Origin of the sequence: Methylobacterium phyllosphaerae (assembly GCF_001936175.1) — a bacterium.
Lineage (GTDB): Bacteria > Pseudomonadota > Alphaproteobacteria > Rhizobiales > Beijerinckiaceae > Methylobacterium > Methylobacterium fujisawaense.
Map to the genome: position 1 here is coordinate 2,423,626 of NZ_CP015367.1, position 23,991 is coordinate 2,447,616.

Genomic DNA, 23,991 nt, shown 5'->3' on the forward strand with positions numbered 1-23,991 from the left:
TCAACCGGGGCGGTCACCTTGATGCGACTGGACGAGGCGTCTTCGGCCCCGCGCGTCCTGATTTACAGCCACGACACCTTCGGGCTGGGGCATCTGCGCCGCTCGCGGGCGATCGCCAACGCGATCGTGGCGTGCAACCGCGGCGCTCAAGCGATGATCGTCTCGGGCTCGCCGGTGGTTGATCGCTTCGCCTTTGCGCCGGGCGTCCGGACCGTCCGGCTGCCGCCGGTGACCAAGTTCGCGGATGGCAATTATGCCAGCCTCGACGCGGCCACCCCCCTCGCCCGCACGGTCGAGCAGCGGTCGGCGATCATCGCCCAGGCCTGCGGCGCCTTCCGCCCCGACCTGATCATCGTCGACAAGGAACCGGCCGGCTTCCACGGCGAGTTGCTGCCGGTGCTGGAAGGCGCCGCCGACCGCGACATCCGCCTGGTCCTCGGACTGCGCGACGTCCTCGACGACGCCGATCGTCTCGTGCCCGAATGGGAGCGCAAGGGGGCGATCGAGACGATGGTGCAGTTCTACGACGAGATCTGGGTCTATGGGCTGAGCCGCATCCATCAGCCCCTCGCGGCGCTGCCGATGGATCCCGAGATCGCCGCGCGCATCGACGCGCGCCTGATCTATACCGGCTATCTGCGCCGGGACCTCCCGGAGCGCCGCGCCGGCCGCAAGGAGCCGGCCATCGCCGACGGCCCGTTCATTCTGGTCACGCCGGGCGGCGGCGGCGATGGTGCCGCCCTGATCGACTGGGTGATCGCCGCCTACGAGGCCGATCCTGCGATCCCTTTGCCCGCCCTGATTGCCTTCGGTCCCTTCCTCGATACCGCCACCCGCGACGGTTTCGCGGCGCGCATCCGCGCGCTCGGCGGAAGAATCGCCGCGATCACCTTCGATAGCGAGATCGAGTTCCTGTTGCGCAAGGCCGCCGGCATCGTCGCCATGGGGGGCTACAACACCTTCTGCGAGATTCTGTCCTTCGACCGTCGCGCAATCCTCGTGCCCCGGACCGAGCCGCGGCGGGAGCAGGCGATCCGGGCGCTCGCGGCCGAGCGGCTCGGCCTCGCGCGGGTCCTGATGGAGGCCGAGGGCCGGACGCCCGCACGCATGGCGGCCGCGCTCCGCGACCTGCCGGAGCAGGATCCGCCGTCGCGGGTGCTGGTGCCGGGTCTGCTCGACGGCCTCGACGCGGTGGCCCGCCGCGTGCGGGCGCTGACGGCGCGCGGCAGCGCGGACGAAGAGACCCGCCCGTGCCTGCAGGCCTATTCGTGAGCGCCAAACGGGTCGCCGTGGTGCTGAAGGGCTATCCGCGGCTCTCCGAGACCTTCATCGCGCAGGAGCTGCTCGCCTTGGAGCGGCGCGGTCTGTCCCTGGAGATCTGGTCCCTGCGCCGCCCGACCGACCGGGCGCGCCATCCGATGCACGGGCAGATCCGAGCCGAGGCCGCCTACCTGCCCGAATATCTGCGCGATGCGCCGCTGCGTGTGCTCCGCGGACTCGGTGCGGCGTTCCGGCGGCGGAACCTCCCGGCGCTTCTCGCGCTGTTCGCCCGCGACTTCCGGCGCGACCCGACGGCGTCGCGGCTGCGCCGCCTCGGGCAGGCCCTGGTCCTCGCCCGGGAACTGCCGGCCGACATCGCCCATATCCACGTGCATTTTCTGCATACGCCGGCCAGCGTCGCCCGCTACGCCGCGCTGCTCACCGCGCGCCGGTGGAGCTTCTCGGCGCATGCCAAGGATATCTGGACGACGCCGGACTGGGAGCTGACCGAGAAGCTGCGCGACGCCGCTTGGGGTGTGACCTGTACCCGCGACGGGCTTGCACGGCTGGACGCGCTCGCGCCCGGCCGGACGCTGCTCGCCTACCACGGGCTCGACCTCAGCCGCTTTCCGATCCCGCCGCCGCATGAAACGCGCGACGGCACGGATCCGGCCCGGCCGCTCCGGCTCCTCTGCGTCGGACGGCTCGTCGCCAAGAAGGGACACGACGATCTGATCGACGCCCTGGCCACCCTGCCCCCAGGCCTGCATTGGCAGCTCGACCTGATCGGCGGCGGAGAGCTGCGCGCTGCCCTGGAGGCGCGGGTTGGCACCTGTGGCCTCGCTGAGCGGATCCGCTTCCGGGGCGCCCTGGCGCAGCCTGCGGTGATCGAGGCCATGCGCGCGGCCGACCTGTTCGTCCTGCCGACGAAGCCGGCCCCGGGCGGCGACCGCGACGGATTGCCGAACGTGCTGATGGAGGCGGCAAGCCAAGCGTTGCCGATTCTGGCGACCGCATTCGCCGGCACGCCGGAATTCATCACCGATGGCACGCACGGGGTCCTGGTCCCGCCGGGCGACCCGGCGGTGCTGGCGGCGGCGCTGATCCGTCTCGCCGACGATCCGGGCCTCCGCCGGAGGCTGGGCGAGGCCGCCCGGGCGCGGCTTGTGCGAGACTTCTCCGAGGAGGCCGCGATCGCGCTGATCGCCGGCCGGCTGCGTGCCTCCGCGGGTCTGTCGTCGGACGTGGCCGCACACGAATCGGAGCTGCCCGCGTGCGCGTCCTGATCGCGGTGACGCATCTCTTGGGCGCGGGGCATCTCACCCGCGCCGCCGCCCTCGCCCGCGCCTTCGCGGCGGCCGGTCACGAGACACTGCTGGTCTCAGGGGGCGTTCCGGCGCCGATGGTCCGCCGCGACGGCCTGCGCCTCGTTCAGCTGCCGCCGCTACGGATCGCCGGCACGGAGTTCTCGACGCTGCTGGAGCCCGACGGCCGTCCGGCCGAGTCGGCGCTGCTGGCACGCCGAAGCGCCCTGATGATCGAGACCGTGACGGCCTTCGGACCGGATGCCGTCATCACCGAGCTGTTCCCCTTCGGCCGGCGCGCCCTGGCACACGAGTTCCTGGCTCTGGTGGATGCCGCTCGTGCAGGTCGGCCGCGCCCGCTCGTCCTCGCATCCGTCCGCGACATTCTCGTCGCCTCGACGAAGCCCGCGCGCATCGCCGAGGCGCACGCACGCGTGGCGGACCTCTATGACGCCGTTCTGGTACACGGCGATCCGGCTCTCGTGCCCCTCGATACCTCCTGGCCCGTCGATGCGGCCACCGCCGCGAAAGTCCGGTACACCGGCTACGTGGACGAGGGCACGGTCGCTCCGCCGGCAACCCGTCGCGCCGGCGTGCTGGTCGCCGCCGGATCCGGGCCGGCCGGGCTGGTTCTGCTCGGCGCTGCCGCCGAGGCGGCCCGGCAACGGCCGGATCTCGGCTGGCGGATCCTCGCCGGCCATGGCGTGCCCGAGGCGGCGCTGTCCGGGATCGGCCGCGAACTTCCTCCGGGCGTCCTCGGCCGTGCCCGGCCCGACTACCGCGCCCTCCTGGCCGGGGCCGCCGTCTCTGTGAGCCAGTGCGGCTACAACACGGCCATCGATCTCCTTGCCACGGGCACGCCCGCCGTGCTGGTGCCGTTCGAGGCCGGCGTCGAGACCGAGCAACGCCTGCGCGCCGCGTGCCTCGCCGCCCGCGGTCTCGCCCGTGTGCTGCCGGAATCGGAGTTGACGGCCCAAACCCTGGTCCAGGCCGTCGAGGCCCAGGCGGCTGCACCCGTCCCCGGTCCGCACGGCATCGACATCGCCGGCGCCCGGCGCACGGTGGAACTGGTCGAGAGCCTGCACGGCGTCGGTCCGGCGCGGCGCGGATCCGTTCCCGCGACGGATCCGGCCTTCGCGGTCATCGATCGCGCCCTGGATTCCGTGGCCGCCCGCGGCGGGCGTGTTCCGCTGTTCTGGCGCGACGACGATGCGATCGCGGCGAGTCCGAAGCTCGATCGGCTCGTGGGGCTTGCGGAGGCGCACGGCATCCCGCTGCTCCTCGCGGCGATTCCGTCCGGGATCGAGCCGTCGCTCCAACGGCGCCTCGAAACGGCTCCGGGCGTGAGGGTCGCCATTCATGGCCTCGCCCACAGCAACCATGCGCGCCCCGGCGAGAAGCCGGCGGAGTTCGGTGCGCACCGGCCTCTCGATATCCGGATCGCGGAGGCCGCGGCCGGCTTGCGGATCGCCCGCGCGCGGCTGGCGGAGGCCACGGTGCTGCCGGTCTTCGTCCCACCCTGGAACCGCCTCGCGCCGGATCTCGCCGCCGCCCTGCCTGATCTCGGCTATTGCGGCCTCTCGGCCGTACCCGGCCCACCGGTTCCGGGTCTGCGCCGGCTCGACGCCACGCTCGACCCGATCGACTGGCGGGGCACCCGGTCCCTGCGCGATCCGGAGGCGCTGCTGACCGGCGTCGCCGACGCCATCGTCCGTGCGCCGGAGCAGCCGGTCGGTCTGCTGACCCACCATCGCGTCCATGACGACGCCCTCTGGAGCTTCGTCGCGGCGCTGATCGCGCACCTCGTCCGGCACCCGGCGATACAGCTGCTGGATCTTCGCGAGCACTTCGGCGTCGCCGCGATGGACATGGGCCTCAAGGCGTCTAAGTCTCGGGTCTCACAGATCGCGAGGACGGGTTGAGCCCGCTATTGTCCATCCGCGACCTCGCGGTCGCGTTCCGCACGGAGAGCGGCCCGTTCGAGGCGCTGCACGGCCTGTCCCTCGACGTTCACCGCGGCCGGACCCTCGCTCTCGTCGGGGAGTCCGGCTCGGGCAAATCGGTGACCGCCCAGGCGATCCTCCGGATTCTGCCCCCGGCCGCCGCCATCACCCGCGGCCGGATCCTGTTTCGGGATGGCGAAACGGAGACCGACATCGCGCGCCACCCCGCCGACAGCGAGGCGATGCGGGCGATCCGCGGCCAGCGGATCGCGATGATCTTCCAGGAGCCGATGACCTGCCTGTCTCCGCTCCACACGGTGGGCGATCAGATTGGCGAGGCCCTGCGGATCCATACCGGTGCTGACCGCAAGGAGGCGGATGCCCGAACCGAGGAGGCGCTGGCCCGGGTCGGCTTCCCCGATCCGCACCGCGCCCTGCGGACCTATCCGTTCGAGCTGTCCGGGGGCCTACGCCAGCGGGCCATGATCGCCATGGCGCTCATCCTGAAGCCCGCCCTGCTGGTGGCCGACGAGCCGACCACCGCGCTCGACGTCACAACACAGGCCCAGATCCTCGCCCTGCTCGCCCGGCTCCAGGAGGAGACCGGGATGGCGATCCTGCTGATCACGCACGATCTCGGCGTGGTGGCTAACATCGCCCACGACGTGGCGGTCCTGTATCGCGGCCGCCTCGTGGAAGCGGGCCCGCGCGACACGGTGATGCGGACGCCGGGCCATGCCTATCTCCGCGCGCTCCTTCACGCGGTGCCCCGCTTCGACATGCAACCCGGCGAGCGCCTGACGCCGATCCGCCCCGCGCGGGCCGAGATACCGCCCGGGCAGAAGCCCGCGCCGCTGGCGGGGCCGCTCCTCCAGGTCGAGGGCGTCAGCAAGAGCTTCACCCTGCGCGCGGGACGGATGTGGCAGAAGCCGCGGACCGTCCATGCGGTCTCGGACGTCTCGCTCAGCCTCGCGGGCGGCCAGACGCTCGGGCTCGTCGGCGAGTCCGGATCGGGCAAAACCACCGTCTCGAAGATGATCATGCGGGCGCTGCGGCCGGATGCCGGGCGGATCCTGTTCGACGACGGCAGCGGCCCCCGGGACGTCCACGCCTTGAGCGGCGATGCGTTGTTCGCCTATCGCCGCACGGTCCAGTTCGTGTTCCAGGACCCTTACGCGTCCCTGGATCCGCGCATGACCGTGCGCCAGATCCTGTCCGAGCCGATGGAGATCCACGGCGTCCCGGCAGGAGAGCGACGGGAGCGCTGTCGTGCCCTGATGGCGATGGTCGGTCTGGAGTCGAGCGGTCTCGGCCGCTACCCGCACGCCTTCTCGGGCGGCCAGCGGCAGCGCATCGGCATCGCCCGGGCCCTCGCCCCGAAGCCGCGGCTGCTGGTGCTCGACGAGCCGGTCTCGGCCCTCGACGTCTCGGTCCAGGCCCAGATCCTGAACCTGCTCAAGGATCTCCAGGCGGCGCTGGGGCTCTCCTACCTCATCGTCTCCCACAATCTGGCAGTGATCGACTACATGGCTGATACCATCAGCGTGATGTGCCGGGGGCGCATCGTCGAGGAGGCGCCCCGCGCCGCCCTGTTCCGCCGTCCGGTGCATCCCTATACGCAGGCGCTGCTCGCGGCCGTGCCGGATCCGAGCCTCGACCATCCGCTCGATTTCGCGGCGGTCGCGGGCGACCAGAACGATCCGATGCGCTGGGAGGAGCCTTTTCGCCTGGCCCCCGACGAGGCCGGGGCGATGCGCGCGGTCGAGACCGGCCACCGGGTGCGTTTCGGCGCCGCCCACGCGGTCGAGGCCGCGTGATGCAGGCCCGGCCACCCGTGATGCTGGAGCGCCTGCGCCGCAAGGTGCTGTCGCCGCTCTTCGACCGCCTGGGCTACGACCTCGTCCCGGCGGCCCCCGACTGGAGCCACCGGCCGACGTCACCGCGCGAGGTGGCGACGCTGCTCGAATCGGCCGCCGCCATCCTGGAACGGGATCTCGCCGCCGCCGGCCTGGTTCCGGATGGCGACGTCCTCGAACAGGTTAAGGCGTTCTGGGCGCTGATCCCCACCGCGCCCGTCCGCCAGCGCCGGGGCGGCAGCGGCTTCAACGGCGCGCTGCAGCTCTACATCGCGATGCGGGCGCTGAAGCCGGATTTCGTGGTCGAATCCGGCGTGTTCCGCGGCCTCACCACCTGGGTCATCCGGCAGGCCCGCCCGCAGGCACAGATCTTCTGCCACGATCCCGACCTGTCGGGCCTCCAGTACCGCGACCGGCAGGCGCGCTACAGCACCGCCGACTGGTCGAAAGCCGACTGGTCCATGCTGGACCCGGCGCGGACGGTGGCGTTCTTCGACGACCACGTCGCCCAGGGGCGGCGGGTCGTCGAGGCGCAGGCCCGGGGCCTGACCCGTCTGCTCTTCGACGACGATGCCGCCGGACACCGGATCCACGCCCATGGCGGACCTGCGCATCCGACCATCGCGATGATCACCGGCCCCGAACGCAGCCCGGAGCCGATCCGCTGGACCCGGAACGGCCGCCACTTCGAGCAGCCGGCCGACGCTTCTCTTCTCCGGCAGGCTGCAGACCTGATCGTGCGGTCGCATGCCTTCGATGACCTGCACCGGGCCACGGGCTACTCGCCGGCGCGGCTGACCTCGGTGACGCTTCGGGGCAGCCCATGAGCGCCGGGGATTTCCGGGACGATTCTTCCGCCTCCCTCCCGCGCCGCGGCAGGCGGGACGGCACGGTCTCCCGCCGCGCCCTCCTCGTCGGCCTGGGCGCCACATTGAGCTGGTCGCGCGCGCCGTCATGGGCCTTCGCAGAGACGCCGCCGACGGATGCGCTCGGTCCGCCGACCAAGCCCGCCGTCGCCGACCTCGCTGCCCATGGCCGCCGTCTCGGGACGGCAGGCGGCACGATCCGGACCCTCATCGCGAAGGCCCGGGATGTCCGCTACCTGTCGGTCTACGGCTATACCCGCTTGGTCGGTTACGATGCCGAGCTGAACCTGCGGCCCGACGTGCTGGAACGTGTCGATGTCGAGGGCGGGCGCTTCACCTTCACGCTCCGCCAGGGCCACCGCTGGTCGGACGGCCATCCGTTCACCACGGAGGATTTCCGCTATTACTGGGAGGACGTCGCCAACGAGAAGGCGCTGAATCCCGATGGGCCGCCGGCCTTCTTCCGGGTCGACGGCAAGCTGCCGCAGGTGGAATTCCTCGACCCGGTCACGGTCCGCTACAGCTGGGACCGGCCGAACCCGATGTTCCTGCCCGCCCTGGCGGCGCCGCGGGACCCGCTGATCTACCGGCCGGCGCACTACCTGAAACCGTATCATGCCCGCTACATCGGCAAGGAGGCGGCCGACGCGAAGGCCAAGGCGCTCAAGCTCCGCAGCTGGGCGGCGCTGCACAACCGCCTCGACGACAATTACGAGCTCAACAATCCGGAGTGTCCGACCCTGCAGGGTTGGGTGCCGCGGACCCGCTCGCCGGCCACCCGGTTCCGCTTCGAGCGCAACCGCAGCTACCACCGGGTCGACACGGCCGGCACGCAACTGCCCTATGTCGACACCATCGTGATGGACGTGGCTTCGCAGGGCCTCCTGGTCGCCAAGACCAACGCCGGCGAGGCCGACCTGATGTTTCGCGGCCTGACGATGCCCGATATCCCGAGCCTCAAGGAGGGTGAGGCGGCCCATCGGTACCGCACCAACTTGTGGCCCGTGGCCCGGGGATCGGAGATCGCCCTCTACCCGAATCTCACCACGACGGATCCGGCCTGGCGGCAGCTCAACCGCGACGTGCGCTACCGGCACGCCCTGTCGCTCGCCATCGATCGCCGGACCCTGAACAACACGCTGCTGTTCGGACTGGGCACCGAGGGGAACGACACGATCCTCTCGGACAGCGCCCTCTTCGAGCCGGAGATGCGGACGCTGAACGCCGCCTACGATCCGGCGCAGGCGGCGAAGCTCCTCGATGAACTCGGTCTGACCGGACGCGACGGCGCGGGCACGCGGCTGCTGCCCGGTGGGCGGCCGCTGGAGATCGTGGTGGAGAGCGACGGCGAGGCCGAGATGGTGCTGGACGCGCTGCTCCTCATCACGGAGTTCTGGCGCGAGGTCGGCATCCGGCTGATCACCAAGCCGCAGGAGCGCACCAACCTGCATCGGCGCTCCATCGGCGGCATGACCATCATGGTGGCCGCCCAGGGGCTCGACCTCGCGGTGCCGACCGCGATCATGCCGCCGACCGAGCTGAGCCCTGCCCAGCCGGAGCACTATTCCTGGCCCCTTTGGAGCATGAACGTCGAGAGCCGCGGCAAGAGCGGCGAGCCCTGCGACGTTCCGGAGGTCCAGCGGCTGCTCGACCTCGACCGCCAGTGGCGCGACACCGACGACGCCGCCAAGCAGGCCGCGATCTGGCGCGAGATGCTGACGAATCACGCGCGCAACACCTGGGTGATCGGCACGGTGGCGGGGGCGCTCCAGCCCGTTGTCGGCGCGGATCGCCTGATCAACCTTCCGAAGCGCGCCCTCTATTCCTGGGAACCCACTGCGATGATCGGCGTGCAGCGCCTCGACGAGCTGTTCTGGGAGACAGGCGCCGACACCCGCGCGGAGGTCCGGTGATCCGTCAGATCCTTCGCCGGATCGTCACCATGGCGGTGACGCTGCTGGTCATTTCGGCGCTCGTCTTCATCATCATCAAGCTGCCGCCCGGCGACTACCTGTCCAACCGGATCATGGAGCTGCGCGCCACCGGCGATGCCAGCTCCGTGGCGAAGGCGGAGTTGCTGATCCAGCAATACGGGCTCGACCGCCCGGTCTGGCAGCAATACCTGATGTGGATCGGGGTGATGCCCGGCTCGGTGGGGTTCTCGGGCCTGCTCCAGGGCGATTGGGGCTGGTCGTTCGAGTACGACAAGCCGGTGGCGGATGTCGTCGGCGACGCCCTGTGGCTGACCCTGCTGATCAATCTGACGGCCGTGGTGTTCGTCCACCTCGTCGCGATCCCGGCGGCGATCTACTCGGCGACGCACCGGAACACGGTCGGCGACGCCGTCGTGACCCTGCTGGGCTATGTCGGCCTCGCGGTCCCGGGCTTCCTGCTGGCGCTGATCCTGCTCTTCTACGCCAACCGCTGGTTCGGGCTGTCGATCGGCGGCCTCTACGATTCGGCCCTCACCAACCAGCCCTGGACCTGGGAGAAGGTCCGCTCGCTCCTGGCGCATCTCATCGTGCCGACCCTGGTGATCGGACTCGGCGGTACGGCGGCCATGATCCGGCGGATGCGTGCCAACCTGCTGGACGAACTGGCCAAGCCCTATACGGTCACGGCCCGTGCCAAGGGCCTGCCGCCCCTGCAGGCGTTGCTGAAGTATCCGTTCCGGATGTCGCTGAACCCGTTCGTGGCGGATATCGGCAACCTGCTGCCGCACCTCGTCTCGGGTTCGGTTCTGGTCTCTCTGGTGCTCAGCCTGCCGACCGTCGGGCCGCTGCTCCTCGAAGCCTTGCGCAGTCAGGATCAGTTCATGGCCGGCTTCCTCCTGATGTTCGTCGCGGCCTTGACCCTCGTCGGCATGCTGATCTCGGACCTGATCCTGGTCTGGCTCGATCCGCGCATCCGCATGGGCCTGCGATGAACCGGCCCGCCATGAACGACGCGCTCCCCGCATCCGGACATTTCGTCGATCCGGCCCCCTTCGAGCCTGAGGCCAGGGCCGAGAGCCCAGTCGCGACGGCGTCCGCCTGGCGGCTGATCCTGCGTAAGTTCCTGCGCCATCGTCTGGCCGTGGCCTCGGCCCTGATCCTGCTCGCCCTCTACGCGATCGTGCCCTTCGTCGAGCAGCTGGCACCCTACGGCCAGGCCCGCCGCAACGGCGACTACCTCTATGCGCCGCCCCAGGGCGTTCACCTGTTCCATGCGGACCGCTTCGTCGGCCCGTTCGTCTATCCCTACCGGGCCCATCTCGACCTCGACACGTTCCGCCGCGACTACAAGGTCGACGCGTCCGCGCCGCAGCCGTTGCGGTTCTTCTGCCGGGGCGACGGCTACGACTGGCTCGGGCTCGTCCACACCGACTGGCACCTCGTCTGCCCGCCGGAGAACGGCACGCTGTTCCTCCTCGGAACCGACAAGCTCGGGCGCGACCTGTTCTCCCGCATGGTCTACGGGGCCCGGATCTCCCTCACCATCGGCCTTGTCGGCGTGGCGATCTCCTTCACCCTCGGGCTCTTCTTCGGCGGTATCGCGGGCTATTTCGGCGGCGTGGTCGATGCCGGGGTGCAGCGGCTGATCGAGGTGGTCCGGTCCCTGCCCGAGCTGCCGCTCTGGCTCGCCCTGTCGGCGGCCTTGCCGCCGAACTGGAGCCCGCTGCTGATCTTCTTCGGAATCACGGTGATTCTCGGGCTGCTCGACTGGCCCGGGCTCGCCCGGGCGGTGCGCGGCAAGCTGCTGGCGCTGCGCGAGGAGGATTTCGTCCAGGCCGCCGAACTGATGGGCGCCTCGCCCGCCCGGGTGATCGGCCGGCACCTGATCCCGAACTTCATGAGCCATCTGATCGCCTCGGCGACCCTGTCGATCCCGACTATGATCCTCGGCGAGACCGCCCTGTCGTTCCTCGGCCTGGGCCTGAGACCGCCGGTGACCAGCTGGGGTGTGCTGCTCAACGAGGCGCAGAATCTTGCGGCGGTGCAGCTCTACCCTTGGCTGCTCCTGCCGGTCCTGCCCGTGCTGGTGACGGTGTTGGCCTTCAATTTCATGGGCGACGGCCTGCGCGACGCGGCCGATCCGTATCACTGACGGAGGCGGCCGTCCCCGCGCCCACGGGCGGGCGTCTCGAAACCCCTAACCCGCGAGCGGCAACGGTGCGATCCGTGTCGGTGCAGCGACGCCCTTGCGCTCGAGCAGGCCCGGCGGCGGCACCGGGGCGTCGATGGTGCAGACCACGCCGGTCGGCTCGTAGCTGAGGACGACCTCGCCGGCGAGTTCCCGGGCGAGGCTGCGCTCGATCAGACGCGAGCCGAAGCCGGTCCGCGTCGGCTTCTTCACCGGCGGGCCGCCGCGCTCGGACCACCGCAGCGACAGCTGCATGTCCTCCGCGCGCCGGACGGTCCACGAGATCTCGACCACGCCGCCCTCCGCGGAGAGCGCGCCGTACTTCACGGCGTTCGTACCGAGTTCGTGCAGGGCCATGGCGATGGACAGCGCGAGCCGTGGCGGCAGACGCAGGGCCGGTCCCACGACCTGGAACCGCGAGTCCCGGCCGGCGCCGGCCTCCAGAGGCCGGATCGCGTCCGCCACGACCGCGGAGAGTTCCGCGCCCTCCCAGCTCTCCCGCGTCAGGACATCGTGGACCCGCGCCAGGGCCAGGAGGCGCGCCTCGAAGGCGGCGCGTGCCGCATCGGCCTCCGCGCCCTCCAGCCCGCGCAGCGACTGGGCGGCGATCGACTGGACCGTCGCCAGGGTGTTCTTCACCCGGTGGTTCAACTCGTGGATCAGGAGCAGCAGGTGCTCCTCGGCATTCTTCGTGTCGGTGATGTCGATGTTGCAGCCGGTGTAGCCCAGGAAATTCTGTCCGTCGTCCAGCCGCGGGACACCCTCGCACTGGAGCCAGCGCACCGCCCCCGTCCGGTCGATCACCCGGGCCTCCGTGCGGAACGGGATCCGGGCCTCGAAGGCCTCCGCGAAGGCGGTCCGGAAGCCGTCCAGATCATCGGGATGGACGATCTGGTGCCAGCCATCGTCGTTGAACTGGTTGGCCGGCAGCCCGAACAGGTGCTCGAAATGAAGATTGGCGAAGCTGACCGCCCCGGTCTCGTCGGTCATCCAGATCAGGGCCGGCGCCGAATCGGCCATGTGCCGGAAGCGCGCCTCGCTCTCGCTCAGGGCGCTCAGGCCGCGCTTGGTCTCCGCCAGCGCCCGGTCGCGCTCCTCTTCCCGGGTCCGCAGCCGGAGCGAGGCCTCGGACAGCACGACGGCGAGTCGCTGGATCTCGTGCACCGGTGAGGACACCCGCGGGATCGCCTCACCCCGGGCCAGGGCCGGCCCGGAGGCGGCCAGCAACCGGAGGGGGCGCGAGACCCGCGACCAGAGATTCACCGCCAGGAGCGACGACGTGGCGAGGACCAGCAGGCCGAAACCGGCGAACGCCCAGATCCAGCGCCGCACCCGCGCATCGACGACAGTCTGCGGGATGCTGGTGGCGACCATCCAGCCGGTGAGCCGCGAGCGCGCCTCGATCACCACCACCGGCTTGTGCTGGCGGTCCTGGCCGTCCCAGACGCCGGGCGTCGCCGACTGCACCTGTCGAAGGCTGGCAAGGCGCGGCTTGCCGACCACCGCCTCGGGATCCGGCAGCCGGGCGAGAACGATGCCGGCCCGGTCGCTGATGCCGGTGGTCCAGCCCGGGACGACCTCACGGGACAGGATGCCTTGGAGGCGCGACAGGGGCACCGTGAAGCTCAGGATGTAGCCGACCTCGCCGTCGATCATCACCGGCACGCCCACCGCGTAGGTCGCCTCGCCCGGCATCGGACCCGGCACGTAGCCGCTCACCATCGCCCGTTGCGTGCCCCGGGCGAGGTCCTGATCGAAGGGGAACGCGACGATCGGCATCGGCGCCCCACGGGGAACGCCGGTGTTCACCACCTCCTGACCGTTGGGCCGGCGCAGCAGGACGTCCAGATCGATCGATTCGCGCACGAGACGCGCTTGGGCGTCGAACGCCTCGAAATCGCCCTGCCTGATCCGCGGCGAGGTGGCCAGCGTCTGGAGCACCGAGACCAGACCGGCGGTGTCGCGGTCGAGGGACAGGCCGATGCCGCGCACGTTCTCGCGGGCGTCCTGCTCGAAGCGCGCCCGCTCGGCAGAGGCGTAGCGCATCAGCAGGATGCTGGTGAACAGCAGGCCCGGGCCGATCAGCGCGATCACCAGCGCGATCAGGTAGACCTGCGTCGAGAAGCCGTTCCGCCCGAAGCGATGCAGCCGCCGCGACAGCCACGATCGGCGCGCGGGGATGATCGCCGGGACGCCCGCCCCCTCGGCTTGGTGATCCGGACTCAAGCGGGGTCCGTCCCCGGCCCGCAGTGCCCCGCAGGCGCCTTGCCGTTCCCTCGCCTCATGATCGGTCGATATGGCCGAGATCGCGCGCCGGGTCGAGGTGGTCGCGCACGCGTTGCTTCAGGGTCTTCACGTCCGGGAAGCCGCCGTCCCGCACCCGTTCCCAGAGGAGCGCATCGCCCAGCGTGATGCGGAACAGGCCCCCCGAGGCTGGGACGAGGGCGACCTCGCCGAGATCGTCGCGAAAGGTTGAGAGGAGCTCCTGCGCCATCCAGGCTGCCCGCAGCAGCCAGTTGCACTGGGTGCAGTAGGTGATCGCAACGCGCGGCCGATCCGGCCCCGTCGCGCAGGCCGCCGTCACGTCGCTGCCCTGTCTCGCGCCCGCTGGCCCATCGTGCATGGCCCCACAGCGCACCGGGCCGCGGGCCTTGTCAACCTCGCCGGCGCCCGTGGTGGCGCGCCTGCCGCCGGCGACGGCCGAACCCGCACTCGGCAATCCGGGACGCGGAGGCGCTTCGCCGGCCCGTCTCCGTGCGGCAAAGATCGTCGGCCGCGCTTGACGTCCCGGGCCGCCGCGCTCTAGAACGCCGGCCACCGGGTTGCGGCGCCCTCGGGGGCGAGCGGCTCGATCGCGTGCGTTGAAACGGCACGTCGGTACGGACGGTTAGCACAGCGGTAGTGCGTTCCCTTCACACGGGAAAGGTCGCAGGTTCGATCCCTGCACCGTCCACCATCCCGCTCCCATCCCCAGACGGTCTGATCCCGCGGACCACCGTGTCGGTTTGCCACCCGAAATGCGCGTGCTAAGGGCGCTCGATCGGTGAACGCATAAGCTTGGACCCGGCCCGATCCGGGTCGCAGGTCACGGGCAGGGGAAGGGCGGGAACAGCCATGAAGGATATCCTCGACAAGCTCGAAGAGCGGCGGGCGCAGGCCCGGCTCGGCGGCGGTGAGAAGCGCGTCGAGGCGCAGCACAAGCGCGGCAAGCTCACGGCGCGCGAGCGGATCGAACTCCTCCTCGACCACGGGTCGTTCGAGGAGTTCGACATGTTCGTGCAGCACCGCTCCACCGATTTCGGCATGGAGAAGCAGAAGATCCCGGGCGACGGTGTCGTAACCGGATGGGGCACGATCAACGGCCGCACGGTCTTCCTGTTCTCCAAGGACTTCACGGTGTTCGGCGGCTCCCTGTCGGAGGCGCACGCCCAGAAGATCGTGAAGGTCCAGGACATGGCGCTGAAGATGCGCGCCCCAATCATCGGCATCTTCGACGCCGGCGGCGCCCGCATCCAGGAGGGCGTTGCGGCGCTCGGCGGCTACGGGGAGGTGTTCCGCCGCAACGTCATGGCTTCGGGCGTGATCCCGCAGATCTCGGTGATCATGGGCCCCTGTGCGGGCGGCGACGTCTATTCGCCGGCCATGACCGACTTCATCTTCATGGTCCGCGACACGAGCTACATGTTCGTGACCGGCCCCGACGTGGTGAAGACCGTCACCAACGAGGTCGTCACGGCCGAGGAGCTCGGCGGCGCCAAGGTCCACACCACCAAGTCGTCCATCGCCGACGGCTCGTTCGAGAACGACGTCGAGGCGATCCTGCAGATCCGCCGCCTCCTCGACTTCCTGCCGGCCAACAACACCGACGGCGTGCCGGAGATCACGAGCTTCGACGACGTCAGCCGCATCGATGCATCCCTCGATACGCTGATCCCCGACAATCCGAACAAGCCCTACGATATGGGCGAGTTGATCCGCCGCGTCGTGGATGAGGGCGACTTCTTCGAGATCCAGTCCGCCTACGCCCGCAACATCATCACCGGCTTCGGCCGGATCGAGGGGCGCACCGTCGGCTTCGTGGCGAATCAGCCGCTCGTGCTTGCGGGCGTCCTCGATTCGGACGCCTCGCGGAAGGCCGCGCGGTTCGTGCGCTACTGCGACGCCTTCGATATCCCGATCGTGACCTTCGTGGACGTGCCGGGCTTCCTGCCCGGCACGGCCCAGGAATATGGCGGCCTGATCAAGCACGGCGCGAAGCTGCTCTTCGCCTATTCGCAGGCGACCGTGCCGCTGGTGACGATCATCACCCGGAAGGCCTTCGGCGGCGCCTACGACGTCATGGCCTCCAAGCACGTCGGTGCGGACGTCAACTACGCTTGGCCGACCGCCCAGATCGCCGTGATGGGCGCCAAGGGCGCGGTGGAGATCATCTTCCGCAGCGAGATCGGCGACCCGGAGAAGATCGCGGCCCGCACCGGCGAGTACGAGGACCGCTTCCTGTCACCGTTCGTGGCGGCCGAGCGCGGCTACATCGACGAGGTGATCATGCCGCACTCGACCCGCCGCCGGATCGCCAAGGCCCTCGGCATGCTCCGCACCAAGAAGATGGAGCAACCCTGGAAGAAGCACGACAACATCCCGCTCTGACACGGGCTCGGTGGCCGGCGGCACGCTCCGCCGGCCTTTCAACTGCGGTCGCTGTTCTCGATCACCGCGCACAGGGTCAGCGGACCCTTGTCGGGCGACACCATGGCCGAACAGGTCACCCGAGCGCCGCCGAGATCGACATTGCTGTGGCGCAGCTTGGTCGCGGTGGCCTGGGCCCGGTGCGCGGCCTCCGTGATGACGGAGGCATCGATGCCCGTCACCGCGTGGCCGGCCTTGCCGAACACGTCGAAATAGCGATCCGGCGGAGTGGCGCCCCGATATTGGGCGCCGACCGACGAGTGGTCCGGTCCGCCGCAGGCGAGGGTCAGGGTCATGTCCTCACCGGCCGTGAAGCTGGCATAGTCGCTCCGGCGATCCGTAGTCTTGGCCGCAGTCTCGCCGGTCACCTTGTCGATCAAGGTGTCGCAGGATTGCGCCCAAGCCGTTCCTGAGCCGGCCGCGAGAAGTGTGAAGACGATCAGGGGGAAGAGTGCGCGCATTCCCCCGAGGTAGCGCGACGGCGCGCAAAGGCGAGCCAACCGGCGCTTCGGCGCCTCCGACCCGCCATGGTCCGGATCAGGCGGATTCGCCCCGTTGCGGGTCGAGAGCGGCCCCCGCGCCGGCGAGAAGCCGTCGCTTCAGGCGGGCGATGCCCTCGCGCTGCAACTCACTCGGTGGAGAATGCGCGCCAGCCACCTGGGTCAGCATCGCGATCAACTGCTCCCGCTCGGCCGGTGTCAGCGCGTCGCGCAGCAGCGGAGCCAGCGCGTCGGCGACGTGCGAGAAGGGAAGCCGCGCCTGCGTGTAGCCCCAGGCCCGCTCGAAGGTCGCCGAGATCCGCTCCACCTCCAGGGGCGTCTCCATGTATTCGAGGATCCGCGTCTTCTCGCTGGCGGTCAGGGGGCTGCCCGTACGGACCAGCTGAATCATCAGGATGATCGCGGCCAAGCGGGGATCGCGCACACGCTGCAGCGGCGTTCCGACGAGGTTCTCGAAGGTGGACACGGCGCGGCGCTGGAGCCCCTTCGTGTCCCGGTTGACCTCCTGCAGACCCTTGACGGTCCCGTGCGTCCGCAAGATCCAGAACAGTCCCGCAACGATGAGACCGATGAGGCCGAGCAGGATCGGCATGAACGTCCCCAGATCGAATCGATGCGGGACGGTCCCATGCACATCTCGATGTGTCAAATTGCCGCCGAAAGCCTCCGGGCACCGGAATTCATCATCTGATCTACAAAATTCCGATCGCATGACTTGCGCGCGGCTGGATTGTGCTTCGACGATCCATCGATCGTCTGACAGTCGAGCGGCGGTCCCGCGAATGCCCCGCGTTCAGCTGGCGGCTGTCACCGCGTCCGTCTTGCCGAGTTCGAGGAGGACGATCTCGGGAGGGACGCCCATCCGCACCGGGATGCGGCTCATCCCGAACCCGCCCGAGACGATCATGTGGCGGCCGTCCTGGATGACATGGCCGTAGGAATAGTCGTGTCCCTGCACCTTGCGGATCGCGGGGGCGTGGCCGAACAGGCGAATCTGGCCGCCATGGGTGTGCCCGGCGAGGGTCAGGGAGACGCGGTCGGGCACGGCGACGAAGATGTCGGGCTCGTGCGCCATCAGGATCACGGGTGCCGAATCGGTGATCGGATCGAGCGTTCGCGGCAGGTCGGCCAAGCTGAACGTGTTCCACGCGTCGAAGAAGGGCTGTTGGTCGCCGAGACCGGCGAGCCAGAATGGCCGGCCGTCCTTCACCAGGCGCACCGCACGATTCTCGAGAACCGGGATACCCTGTGCCTCCAGCAGGCGCCTGACCGCGGGCACGCCGCGGCCGTTCCTCTGGACCGTATGGTCGTCCCACCAATCGTGATTGCCGAGGATCGCGTGCGTGCCGAGGGGCGCCTTGAGTTCGGTCATCATCCGGGCGAACTGATCGAGCGGCAGCTTGCGCCACGCGATCCGCCCGGCCGGATAATCGCCGAGCAGAAGCACCAGATCCGGTTCGAGCGCGTTGGTCGCTTCGACGATCTGCGCCACCCGGTCGAACGGCATGAACGGCTCGCAGATGTGGAAATCCGCCAGGACCGCCACCCGTAGTTGCAGCGACGGATCCCACCGCGGCAGGGTCGGCGCATAGGATGTCACCACCAGCCGATGCAGCGGCTCGATGTCGAGGGCATAGACGCCGGTGGCGGCGGTGATGCCCGCGCCTGCAGCGAGCCCCGTCAGGACTTGCCGTCGGCTCGGCATGATCAGCATCGCGACAACACCCGTTGGCTCCGAACTACGCCGGTGTCCCGCTAGGAGCGCAGTCCGGCGAAAGCGGGGCAAGACTGGATTTCACGATCGCGCTTTGCCGCTTCGAAACCGCGAGACGGACCATGGCCTGCCGCCCCGCTCGGTTTATAAGGCAGTGTCTCGTCCAGCGAAGTGATCCGGAACCAGATGTTGAACCGCCCCCTGCGCATCGGCACCCGCGGCTCTCCGATGGCGCTCGCGCAGACCGGCATGGTGCGGGACCAAATCGTCGCCGCCAATCCGGGCCTGGAGACCGAGTTGGTGGTCGTGACCACCGTGGCCGACAAGATCCTGGACCGGCCGCTCTCCGAGATCGGCGGCAAAGGGTTGTTCACCAAGGAACTCGAGCAGGCGCTGTTCGCCGGCGAGGTCGACGTCGCCGTGCACTCGATGAAGGACGTGGAGACCTGGCTTCCCGACGGGCTCACCATCGCCTGCATCCTCGAACGTGACGATCCGCGGGACGCATTCCTGTCGCCGCATGCGGATGGTCTGGCGGGGCTGCCGGCGGGCGCGCGGATCGGGACCTCGTCGCTGCGCCGCGGCGCGCAGGTTCTGATGCGGCGGCCCGATCTCCGGGTCGTGCCGCTGCGGGGCAACGCCAACACCCGGATGCGCAAGCTCGAGGCCGGGGAATGCGACGCGACGCTGCTCGCCCTGGCGGGCCTCCAGCGCCTCGGGCTGGAAGACATGGCCCGCAGCGTCCTGTCGGTCGAGGAGATGCTGCCGGCCGTGGCACAGGGGGCACTGGGCATCGAGTGCCGTACGGACGACGCGGTCATCCGCGACCTCCTGGCGCCCATCGCCTGCGCCCGGACCACCATCGCGGTGTCGGCCGAGCGATCGCTGCTCGCGGAACTCGATGGATCCTGCCGGACGCCGATCGCCGCCCTGGCGCAGATCGACGGGGATGTCCTGCGGATCGACGGCTTGCTGTTCCTGCCCGACGGCAGCCGCCACTGGTCCGCGTCCCGACAGGGGCCCGTGACGGATGCGGAGCGGATCGGCCAGGAGGCGGGAGCCGCCCTCAAGGCGGCTGCCGGCGACACCTATACCCGTCACCTGCAGTAGAAGACGGGCCGCAGGACCCACGCTCCCGATCGCCTTCACGCAGGCCGGTGCGGATGGCGACCGGCCGCCGCCCTGTGGCGGGGAGCGTGACGTGCTGGAGGGCGAATTTGGGGCCTGACGTCGCCCGTCGCTGACAGAGCCCGGATCCGCCGAGGGGCGCTTTCAGCGCCTGGCCAGTCGGCCGGGACCTGTGCGGTGCGGATCGCCTCAGTCCGGCTTGCGATCGCGATCACGCCGGATGCTGCGGCGGACCACGATGAGCTGCCAAATCCCCACCCCAAAAGCCAGGGCGAAGACGAGGCCGATATCGAAAGCCGCGAATAGCCCGTCGCTCACCGATGTCCTCCAGGCTGCAGGTCAGGACGGCGCCGAGCGGCCGAACGTCTCGCGCTCACGCATCCGCTCGATCAGATCGAGGACGTGCACGACCCGGCCGCCGACATCCCACCACGGCCGCAGCGCCGGGCGCCGACGCGTCGGCACGAGCGGTTCGCGCGCGACAGCCTCGATCAGGAAGGCGGCTTCCGGCAGTGAAGGCCCGCCGAGGCCGGCCGCGACTGCGGGCGTGCGGGCTGCGCGGGCGATCAGAACCAGCTTCCGTGCCGTTCCGACCCGGGCGCGGTGCTGGACCGAATCGTAGTCGTGCGCTGCCACCACGCGGCCGATCTCGGAATAGATCAATCCGGCCGCCCGGATCGACGACCGGCAGCCGCGCGGCAGCGCTGCGATTCCGGCCTCCGCGCGGGCATAGAGGACGTCCGCTTCGGCGAGGAGGCGGGCCACCACCTTGGCCAGCGCCGGGCTCGGCCGCGGATCTGCGAGGAATGCCTCCGGATCGAGCCCGGCCGCATCCATCCAGTCCAGCGGCAAGTAGAGACGGCCCATCCGGGCATCCTCGCCGACGTCGCGGGCGATGTTGGTGAATTGCATCGCGGCGCCGAGGTCGCAGGCGCGGGCCAGGGCGTCCGGTTCGCGGGTGCCCATGATCAGCGCCATCATGGCACCGACGGAGCCGGCGACACGGGCGGCGTAGGCATGGAGCGCCCCCAGATCGGCGTAGCGCCGGCCTTCGGCGTCCCAGGCAAAGCCTTCGATCAGGGCACGCGGCAGGGCCTCCGGGATCGCGTACGTGGCGACGATCTCCGAGAAGGCCCGGTCGGCGGGAGCGTCGGCGGGTCGCCCGGCATAGGCACGGCCGATGCGTGCCTCGAGGCGGGCCACGGCGTCGCGTCGTCCGGCCGGATCGGCCGCGTCGTCGACGAGGTCGTCCGAGAGTCGGCAGAAGGCGTAGAGGCCGTAGGCCGCCTCGCGGACTTCGGCCGGCAGCAATTGGCCGGCGGCGAAGAAGCTCTTCGAACCGGCCCGGATCGCGACCCGGCAGGCGGTGCGGTCGGCCGCGGCGGCGAATTCAGGCGGTAACGCGGGCATCGGGGACCACGCTGTCGAGGATACGGGCAGAGGAGAGCACGCCGGGCAGGCCCGCACCCGGGTGTGTGCCGGCGCCGACCAGGTAAAGGTTGCGGACGGTGTTCGACCGATTGTGCGGCCTGAACCACGCCGATTGGGTCAGCACCGGCTCCAGACCGAAGCCCGAGCCCCGGTAGCTCAGGAAATCGTCCTGAAAATCCAGAGGGGTCGTCACCTTGGACGTGACGATGGACTCCGACAGGCCGGGCATCACACTCGCCTCCAGCATGGCGGCGATCCGGCGCCGATACGGTTCGGCAAGCGCCTGCCAATCCTGGCCACCCGCGAGATTCGGCACCGGGGCCAGGACGTAGAAGGCGTCGCATCCCGGGGGGGCGAGGCTCGGGTCGGTGGCGGTCGGCCGGTGCAGGTAGAGGCTCGCGTCCTCGGCCAAGACCTTCCGGTCGAAGATGTCGGCCAGCAGGCCGCGATACCGCGGTCCGAGCAGGATCGTATGATGATCTACCCCCGGATACTGCCGATTGGTGCCGAAATACCAGACGAAGAGCCCCATGGACGAGCGGGCCCGCCGAAACCGGGTGCGGCTCCAGCGCTGCGCTTCCGGCAGCAGACTCGCATGCGTCACGGCCGAGTCGGCGTTGGAGACCACGAGGTCGGCGCCGATCACCTCGCCGCTGGTCAGTACGACACCCGTGGCAGCGCCCTCCTCCACCTGGATGCGCGCGACGTCGACGCCGAGGCGGAGGCGGCCGCCCTGTGTCCGGATCAGACGCACCAAGCCGTCGACCAGCTGCCCGGTCCCGCCCATGGCGAAGTGGACGCCCCAACGCCGCTCGAGATCGGCGATCAGGCAGTAGATGGCGCTGGCTCGGAACGGGTTGCCGCCGATCAGCAGCGGGTGAAAGCTGAACACCGTGCGTAGCCGCTCGTCGCGGATGAACCGCGCCACCACCTCGTAAACGGAACGGTGTCCGGACAGGCGCAACAGGTCGGGTGCGATCTTGAGCATCGATCCGACACTGCCGAAAGGCACATGACCGAGCTGCTCGAAGCCGATCCGGCAAACGGCCCGGCTGTGAGCCATGAAGCGCTCGTAGCCCGCGACGTCGTCCGGTGCGAAGCGCGCGACCTCGGCGCGCATGCGATCCACGTCGCCGCTGTACGCGAAGGATGTCCCGTCGGCGAAGCGGATCCGGTAGAACGGATCCATCGGCACCAGCGTCACATCGTCCGCGAGCTGGCGGCCGGCGAGCTGCCAGAGTTCCTCGAAAAGCTGCGGGGCCGTGACGATCGTCGGACCGGCATCGAAGGTGAAGCCGTCCTGCCGGTGGACCCGGGCACGGCCCCCGGCCTGGGCCAGGCGTTCGAGGACGGTGACGCGGTAGCCCCGCGCACCCAAACGGATCGCGGCGGCGAGACCCCCGAAGCCTGAGCCGACGACGACGGCGTGCGGACGCCCATCGATCGAATGCGCAACCCTGTGGTCGACCGCGAGTGTCAGCATTGGTTGACACTACTGCGGCCTTTCACCGACGCGCAAGATCGAAGTGCCGTCCGCCGTGCCGGGTCCCAGTCGTTCAGAACTCGCCGGCCAGTCCGGCGCGGACGCCGACGGCGTTGTCGCCGCCATAGGCCATGCCGGCCGTGACCGCGATCGGGACGCAGCAGGTCGGCAAGCGGTGCGCCACCGCAAGGCCGCCGGCCCACTCGCCTCGATAGGTCGCGCCATTCGTCGCCCAGGTGGTCTTGCCCGGCGCGGACGGCATCGGCGCGGTCGCCATCGCGATGGCCATCGCCACGCCCTGCCGGGCCTCCTTGCGGGTCTGGATGGCGTAGCGCTGCACGGAATCGGTCTTGGCCTCCAAAGCGTTGACCTGTCCCTGGACCGAATCGATTCGGTTCCCGAGACCTGCGATCGTCGACGGCCCGTAGGCCGAGGCCGCAAGATTGCCGCTGGCATCGGTGGTCACGAAGGCCGTCGCTCCGCTCTGAGCGGCAGCGCTCGCCTGAGATGCGACGCCGGCCAGCCGGTAGGTGTTGGCGGAATTGCCGATCGCCACTTGGTTGGCCTGCGTGGTCTTCACGTTGGCGCCGATGGCGATCGTGTTGGCTTGGTCGGCGGCAGCCCCGTTGCCGAGCGCGACGCTGTTGTTTCCGGCGGCCGAAGCGGCCGCGCCGATGGCGGTGGAACCTGTCCCGGTCGCGCCGGCGACGAACCCGAGCGCGGTGCTCCCGGCCCCCGACGCCGCAGATGCCGTACCGATGGCCGTTCCGCCGAGGCCCTGAGCGCTCGCCGCAAAGCCGAGGGCGACGCTGCCGGTATTCGCCGCGCTTGCGCCGGTGCCCACGGCGGTCGATGCAGAACCGGCCGCACTTGAACCGGCGCCCACCGCGAGGGCGTCGGCGCCGACAGCGATCGGGGCGGCCAAGCCGCTGGTGTTGTTGGCGGCGACGCCGGTGATGCTGGACAGCTGCGAGAGCCTGAGGTCGGTGATTACGGTCTGGCCCTGGGACTGCGTGGTGCTCCCTGTGACGATGTAGAGGCCCTGATTGGAGCTGGCGGCTGCTCCGCTTCCCGCTGTTCCGCCGACGGCAGTCGCACTTCCACCGGTCCCGACGGCAGTCGCACTTCTACCGGTCCCGACGGCAGTCGCACTTCCGCCGGTCGCGACGGCTGTTCCACTTCCGCCGGTCGCGACGGCAGTCGCACTTCCACCGGTCCCGACGGCTGTTCCACTTCCGCCGGTCCCACCGACGGTCACACTTCCGCCGGTTCCGCCGGCGGCTCCAGTTCCGCCAGTTCCGGTTCCGCTCGCCGTCCCTAGGTTGAGACCGGTGCCGAGCAGTCCGTCGCCTGGGCCAGTCGTGCCGACGACCAGACCGGTTCCGAGGACGCCTCCGCTCGTGGTCCCCACGTTGAGGCCGGTCCCGAGGATGCCGGTCCCGGCTTCGGTGGTGCCGAGCGTCACGCCGGTGCCCAGTATGCCACTCGCGGTTGTGTCCAGGGTGCCGCGAAGAAGCTGCGCCTGGACCGGTGTCGTCTGCGCCGTGCAGATCAGGAGGCCGGCGGTGAACGGGATGGTCGGCGTGATCCACCAGCGGGGGACGGCGAGCCAGGCAGCCCGGGCGCGAGCCGGCACGAGGGTCGAGGGACGCATCTGGAACTCCATTGCTGCGCAGCGGGACGGGGTTCCGAACCGGC

At 70.1% G+C, this 23,991-nt stretch carries 19 protein-coding genes and 1 tRNA gene; 11 read left to right on the forward strand and 9 right to left on the reverse strand.

Going from position 1 to position 23,991, the window contains the following annotated elements:
* Window positions 1-21: 21 nt before the first annotated feature.
* The 8 genes from MCBMB27_RS10870 to MCBMB27_RS10905 are packed head-to-tail and all read left to right on the forward strand — an operon-like array spanning window position 22 to window position 11,315.
* Window positions 22-1,272 carry a glycosyltransferase family protein gene (locus MCBMB27_RS10870; RefSeq protein ID WP_075380402.1) on the forward strand — a complete coding sequence of 417 codons (1,251 nt, stop codon included), beginning with the start codon at window positions 22-24 and terminating at the stop codon, window positions 1,270-1,272.
* Window positions 1,269-2,546 (forward strand): glycosyltransferase family 4 protein, encoded by a 1,278-nt coding sequence (locus MCBMB27_RS10875; protein WP_075380403.1) that lies wholly within the window; start codon window positions 1,269-1,271, stop codon window positions 2,544-2,546. Before MCBMB27_RS10870 ends, MCBMB27_RS10875 begins: the two co-directional genes overlap by 4 nt.
* On the forward strand, window positions 2,534-4,486 hold the full coding sequence (locus MCBMB27_RS10880; protein ID WP_075380404.1) for a glycosyltransferase: 1,953 nt from the start codon (window positions 2,534-2,536) through the stop codon (window positions 4,484-4,486). The genes MCBMB27_RS10875 and MCBMB27_RS10880 overlap by 13 nt, the downstream gene beginning before the upstream one ends.
* Window positions 4,483-6,324: an ABC transporter ATP-binding protein gene (locus MCBMB27_RS10885; RefSeq protein WP_075380405.1), complete on the forward strand. Its 1,842-nt coding sequence runs from the start codon at window positions 4,483-4,485 to the stop codon at window positions 6,322-6,324. The genes MCBMB27_RS10880 and MCBMB27_RS10885 overlap by 4 nt, the downstream gene beginning before the upstream one ends.
* Window positions 6,324-7,190, forward strand: a complete 867-nt coding sequence (locus MCBMB27_RS10890) for a hypothetical protein (protein WP_075380406.1) — start codon at window positions 6,324-6,326, stop codon at window positions 7,188-7,190. The genes MCBMB27_RS10885 and MCBMB27_RS10890 overlap by 1 nt, the downstream gene beginning before the upstream one ends.
* Window positions 7,187-9,142, forward strand: coding sequence for an ABC transporter substrate-binding protein (locus MCBMB27_RS10895; RefSeq protein WP_075380407.1), 1,956 nt, complete (start codon window positions 7,187-7,189; stop codon window positions 9,140-9,142). Before MCBMB27_RS10890 ends, MCBMB27_RS10895 begins: the two co-directional genes overlap by 4 nt.
* Window positions 9,139-10,155, forward strand: coding sequence for an ABC transporter permease (locus MCBMB27_RS10900; protein ID WP_043758002.1), 1,017 nt, complete (start codon window positions 9,139-9,141; stop codon window positions 10,153-10,155). Before MCBMB27_RS10895 ends, MCBMB27_RS10900 begins: the two co-directional genes overlap by 4 nt.
* 11 nt (window positions 10,156-10,166) lie before the next feature.
* Entirely contained in the window at window positions 10,167-11,315 is a 1,149-nt protein-coding gene (locus MCBMB27_RS10905; RefSeq protein ID WP_075381927.1) for an ABC transporter permease, read from the forward strand.
* 45 nt (window positions 11,316-11,360) lie between these two features.
* Here the strand turns inward: MCBMB27_RS10905 and MCBMB27_RS10910 are convergent, their stop codons facing one another.
* Together MCBMB27_RS10910 and MCBMB27_RS10915 are read right to left on the reverse strand one after the other, a co-directional pair.
* Window positions 11,361-13,577, reverse strand: a complete 2,217-nt coding sequence (locus tag MCBMB27_RS10910; RefSeq protein ID WP_081948575.1) for a sensor histidine kinase — start codon at window positions 13,575-13,577, stop codon at window positions 11,361-11,363.
* A gap of 55 nt (window positions 13,578-13,632) precedes the next feature.
* Window positions 13,633-13,974, reverse strand: coding sequence for an Rdx family protein (locus MCBMB27_RS10915; RefSeq protein WP_083683805.1), 342 nt, complete (start codon window positions 13,972-13,974; stop codon window positions 13,633-13,635).
* A gap of 258 nt (window positions 13,975-14,232) precedes the next feature.
* Here MCBMB27_RS10915 and MCBMB27_RS10920 point away from each other — a divergent pair.
* Both MCBMB27_RS10920 and MCBMB27_RS10925 read left to right on the forward strand, forming a co-directional pair.
* A tRNA-Val gene (locus MCBMB27_RS10920) sits at window positions 14,233-14,307 on the forward strand.
* Window positions 14,308-14,465: 158 nt separating this feature from the next.
* A complete protein-coding gene (locus MCBMB27_RS10925) occupies window positions 14,466-15,998 on the forward strand; it encodes an acyl-CoA carboxylase subunit beta (RefSeq protein ID WP_043379941.1) in 1,533 nt (510 codons plus the stop codon).
* 38 nt (window positions 15,999-16,036) lie between these two features.
* On the opposite strand, the gene MCBMB27_RS10930 is transcribed toward MCBMB27_RS10925, so the two are convergent.
* The 3 genes from MCBMB27_RS10930 to MCBMB27_RS10940 all read right to left on the reverse strand — a co-directional run bounded on the left by MCBMB27_RS10930 (window position 16,037) and on the right by MCBMB27_RS10940 (window position 18,251).
* On the reverse strand, window positions 16,037-16,498 hold the full coding sequence (locus MCBMB27_RS10930; RefSeq protein ID WP_075381928.1) for an ABC transporter ATPase: 462 nt from the start codon (window positions 16,496-16,498) through the stop codon (window positions 16,037-16,039).
* 76 nt (window positions 16,499-16,574) lie between these two features.
* Window positions 16,575-17,129 carry a tellurite resistance TerB family protein gene (locus tag MCBMB27_RS10935; protein ID WP_043355960.1) on the reverse strand — a complete coding sequence of 185 codons (555 nt, stop codon included), beginning with the start codon at window positions 17,127-17,129 and terminating at the stop codon, window positions 16,575-16,577.
* 201 nt (window positions 17,130-17,330) lie between these two features.
* Window positions 17,331-18,251 (reverse strand): metallophosphoesterase, encoded by a 921-nt coding sequence (locus MCBMB27_RS10940; RefSeq protein ID WP_043379947.1) that lies wholly within the window; start codon window positions 18,249-18,251, stop codon window positions 17,331-17,333.
* A gap of 186 nt (window positions 18,252-18,437) precedes the next feature.
* Here MCBMB27_RS10940 and hemC point away from each other — a divergent pair, with 186 nt between their 5' ends.
* Window positions 18,438-19,361: a hydroxymethylbilane synthase gene (hemC, locus tag MCBMB27_RS10945; RefSeq protein ID WP_053610721.1), complete on the forward strand. Its 924-nt coding sequence runs from the start codon at window positions 18,438-18,440 to the stop codon at window positions 19,359-19,361.
* Between the two features lie 207 nt (window positions 19,362-19,568).
* Here the strand turns inward: hemC and MCBMB27_RS30815 are convergent, their stop codons facing one another.
* From MCBMB27_RS30815 to MCBMB27_RS10960, 4 genes are all read right to left on the reverse strand, one after another.
* Window positions 19,569-19,697: a hypothetical protein gene (locus MCBMB27_RS30815; protein ID WP_257787419.1), complete on the reverse strand. Its 129-nt coding sequence runs from the start codon at window positions 19,695-19,697 to the stop codon at window positions 19,569-19,571.
* A gap of 21 nt (window positions 19,698-19,718) precedes the next feature.
* Window positions 19,719-20,789: a phytoene/squalene synthase family protein gene (locus MCBMB27_RS10950; protein ID WP_075380408.1), complete on the reverse strand. Its 1,071-nt coding sequence runs from the start codon at window positions 20,787-20,789 to the stop codon at window positions 19,719-19,721.
* Entirely contained in the window at window positions 20,770-22,293 is a 1,524-nt protein-coding gene (locus tag MCBMB27_RS10955; protein ID WP_075380409.1) for a phytoene desaturase, read from the reverse strand. Before MCBMB27_RS10955 ends, MCBMB27_RS10950 begins: the two co-directional genes overlap by 20 nt.
* Window positions 22,294-22,366: 73 nt before the next feature.
* The gene (locus tag MCBMB27_RS10960) at window positions 22,367-23,947 is read right to left on the reverse strand and encodes a hypothetical protein (protein WP_075381929.1); all 1,581 of its coding nucleotides are present in this window, start codon (window positions 23,945-23,947) and stop codon (window positions 22,367-22,369) included.
* Window positions 23,948-23,991: the final 44 nt, after the last annotated feature.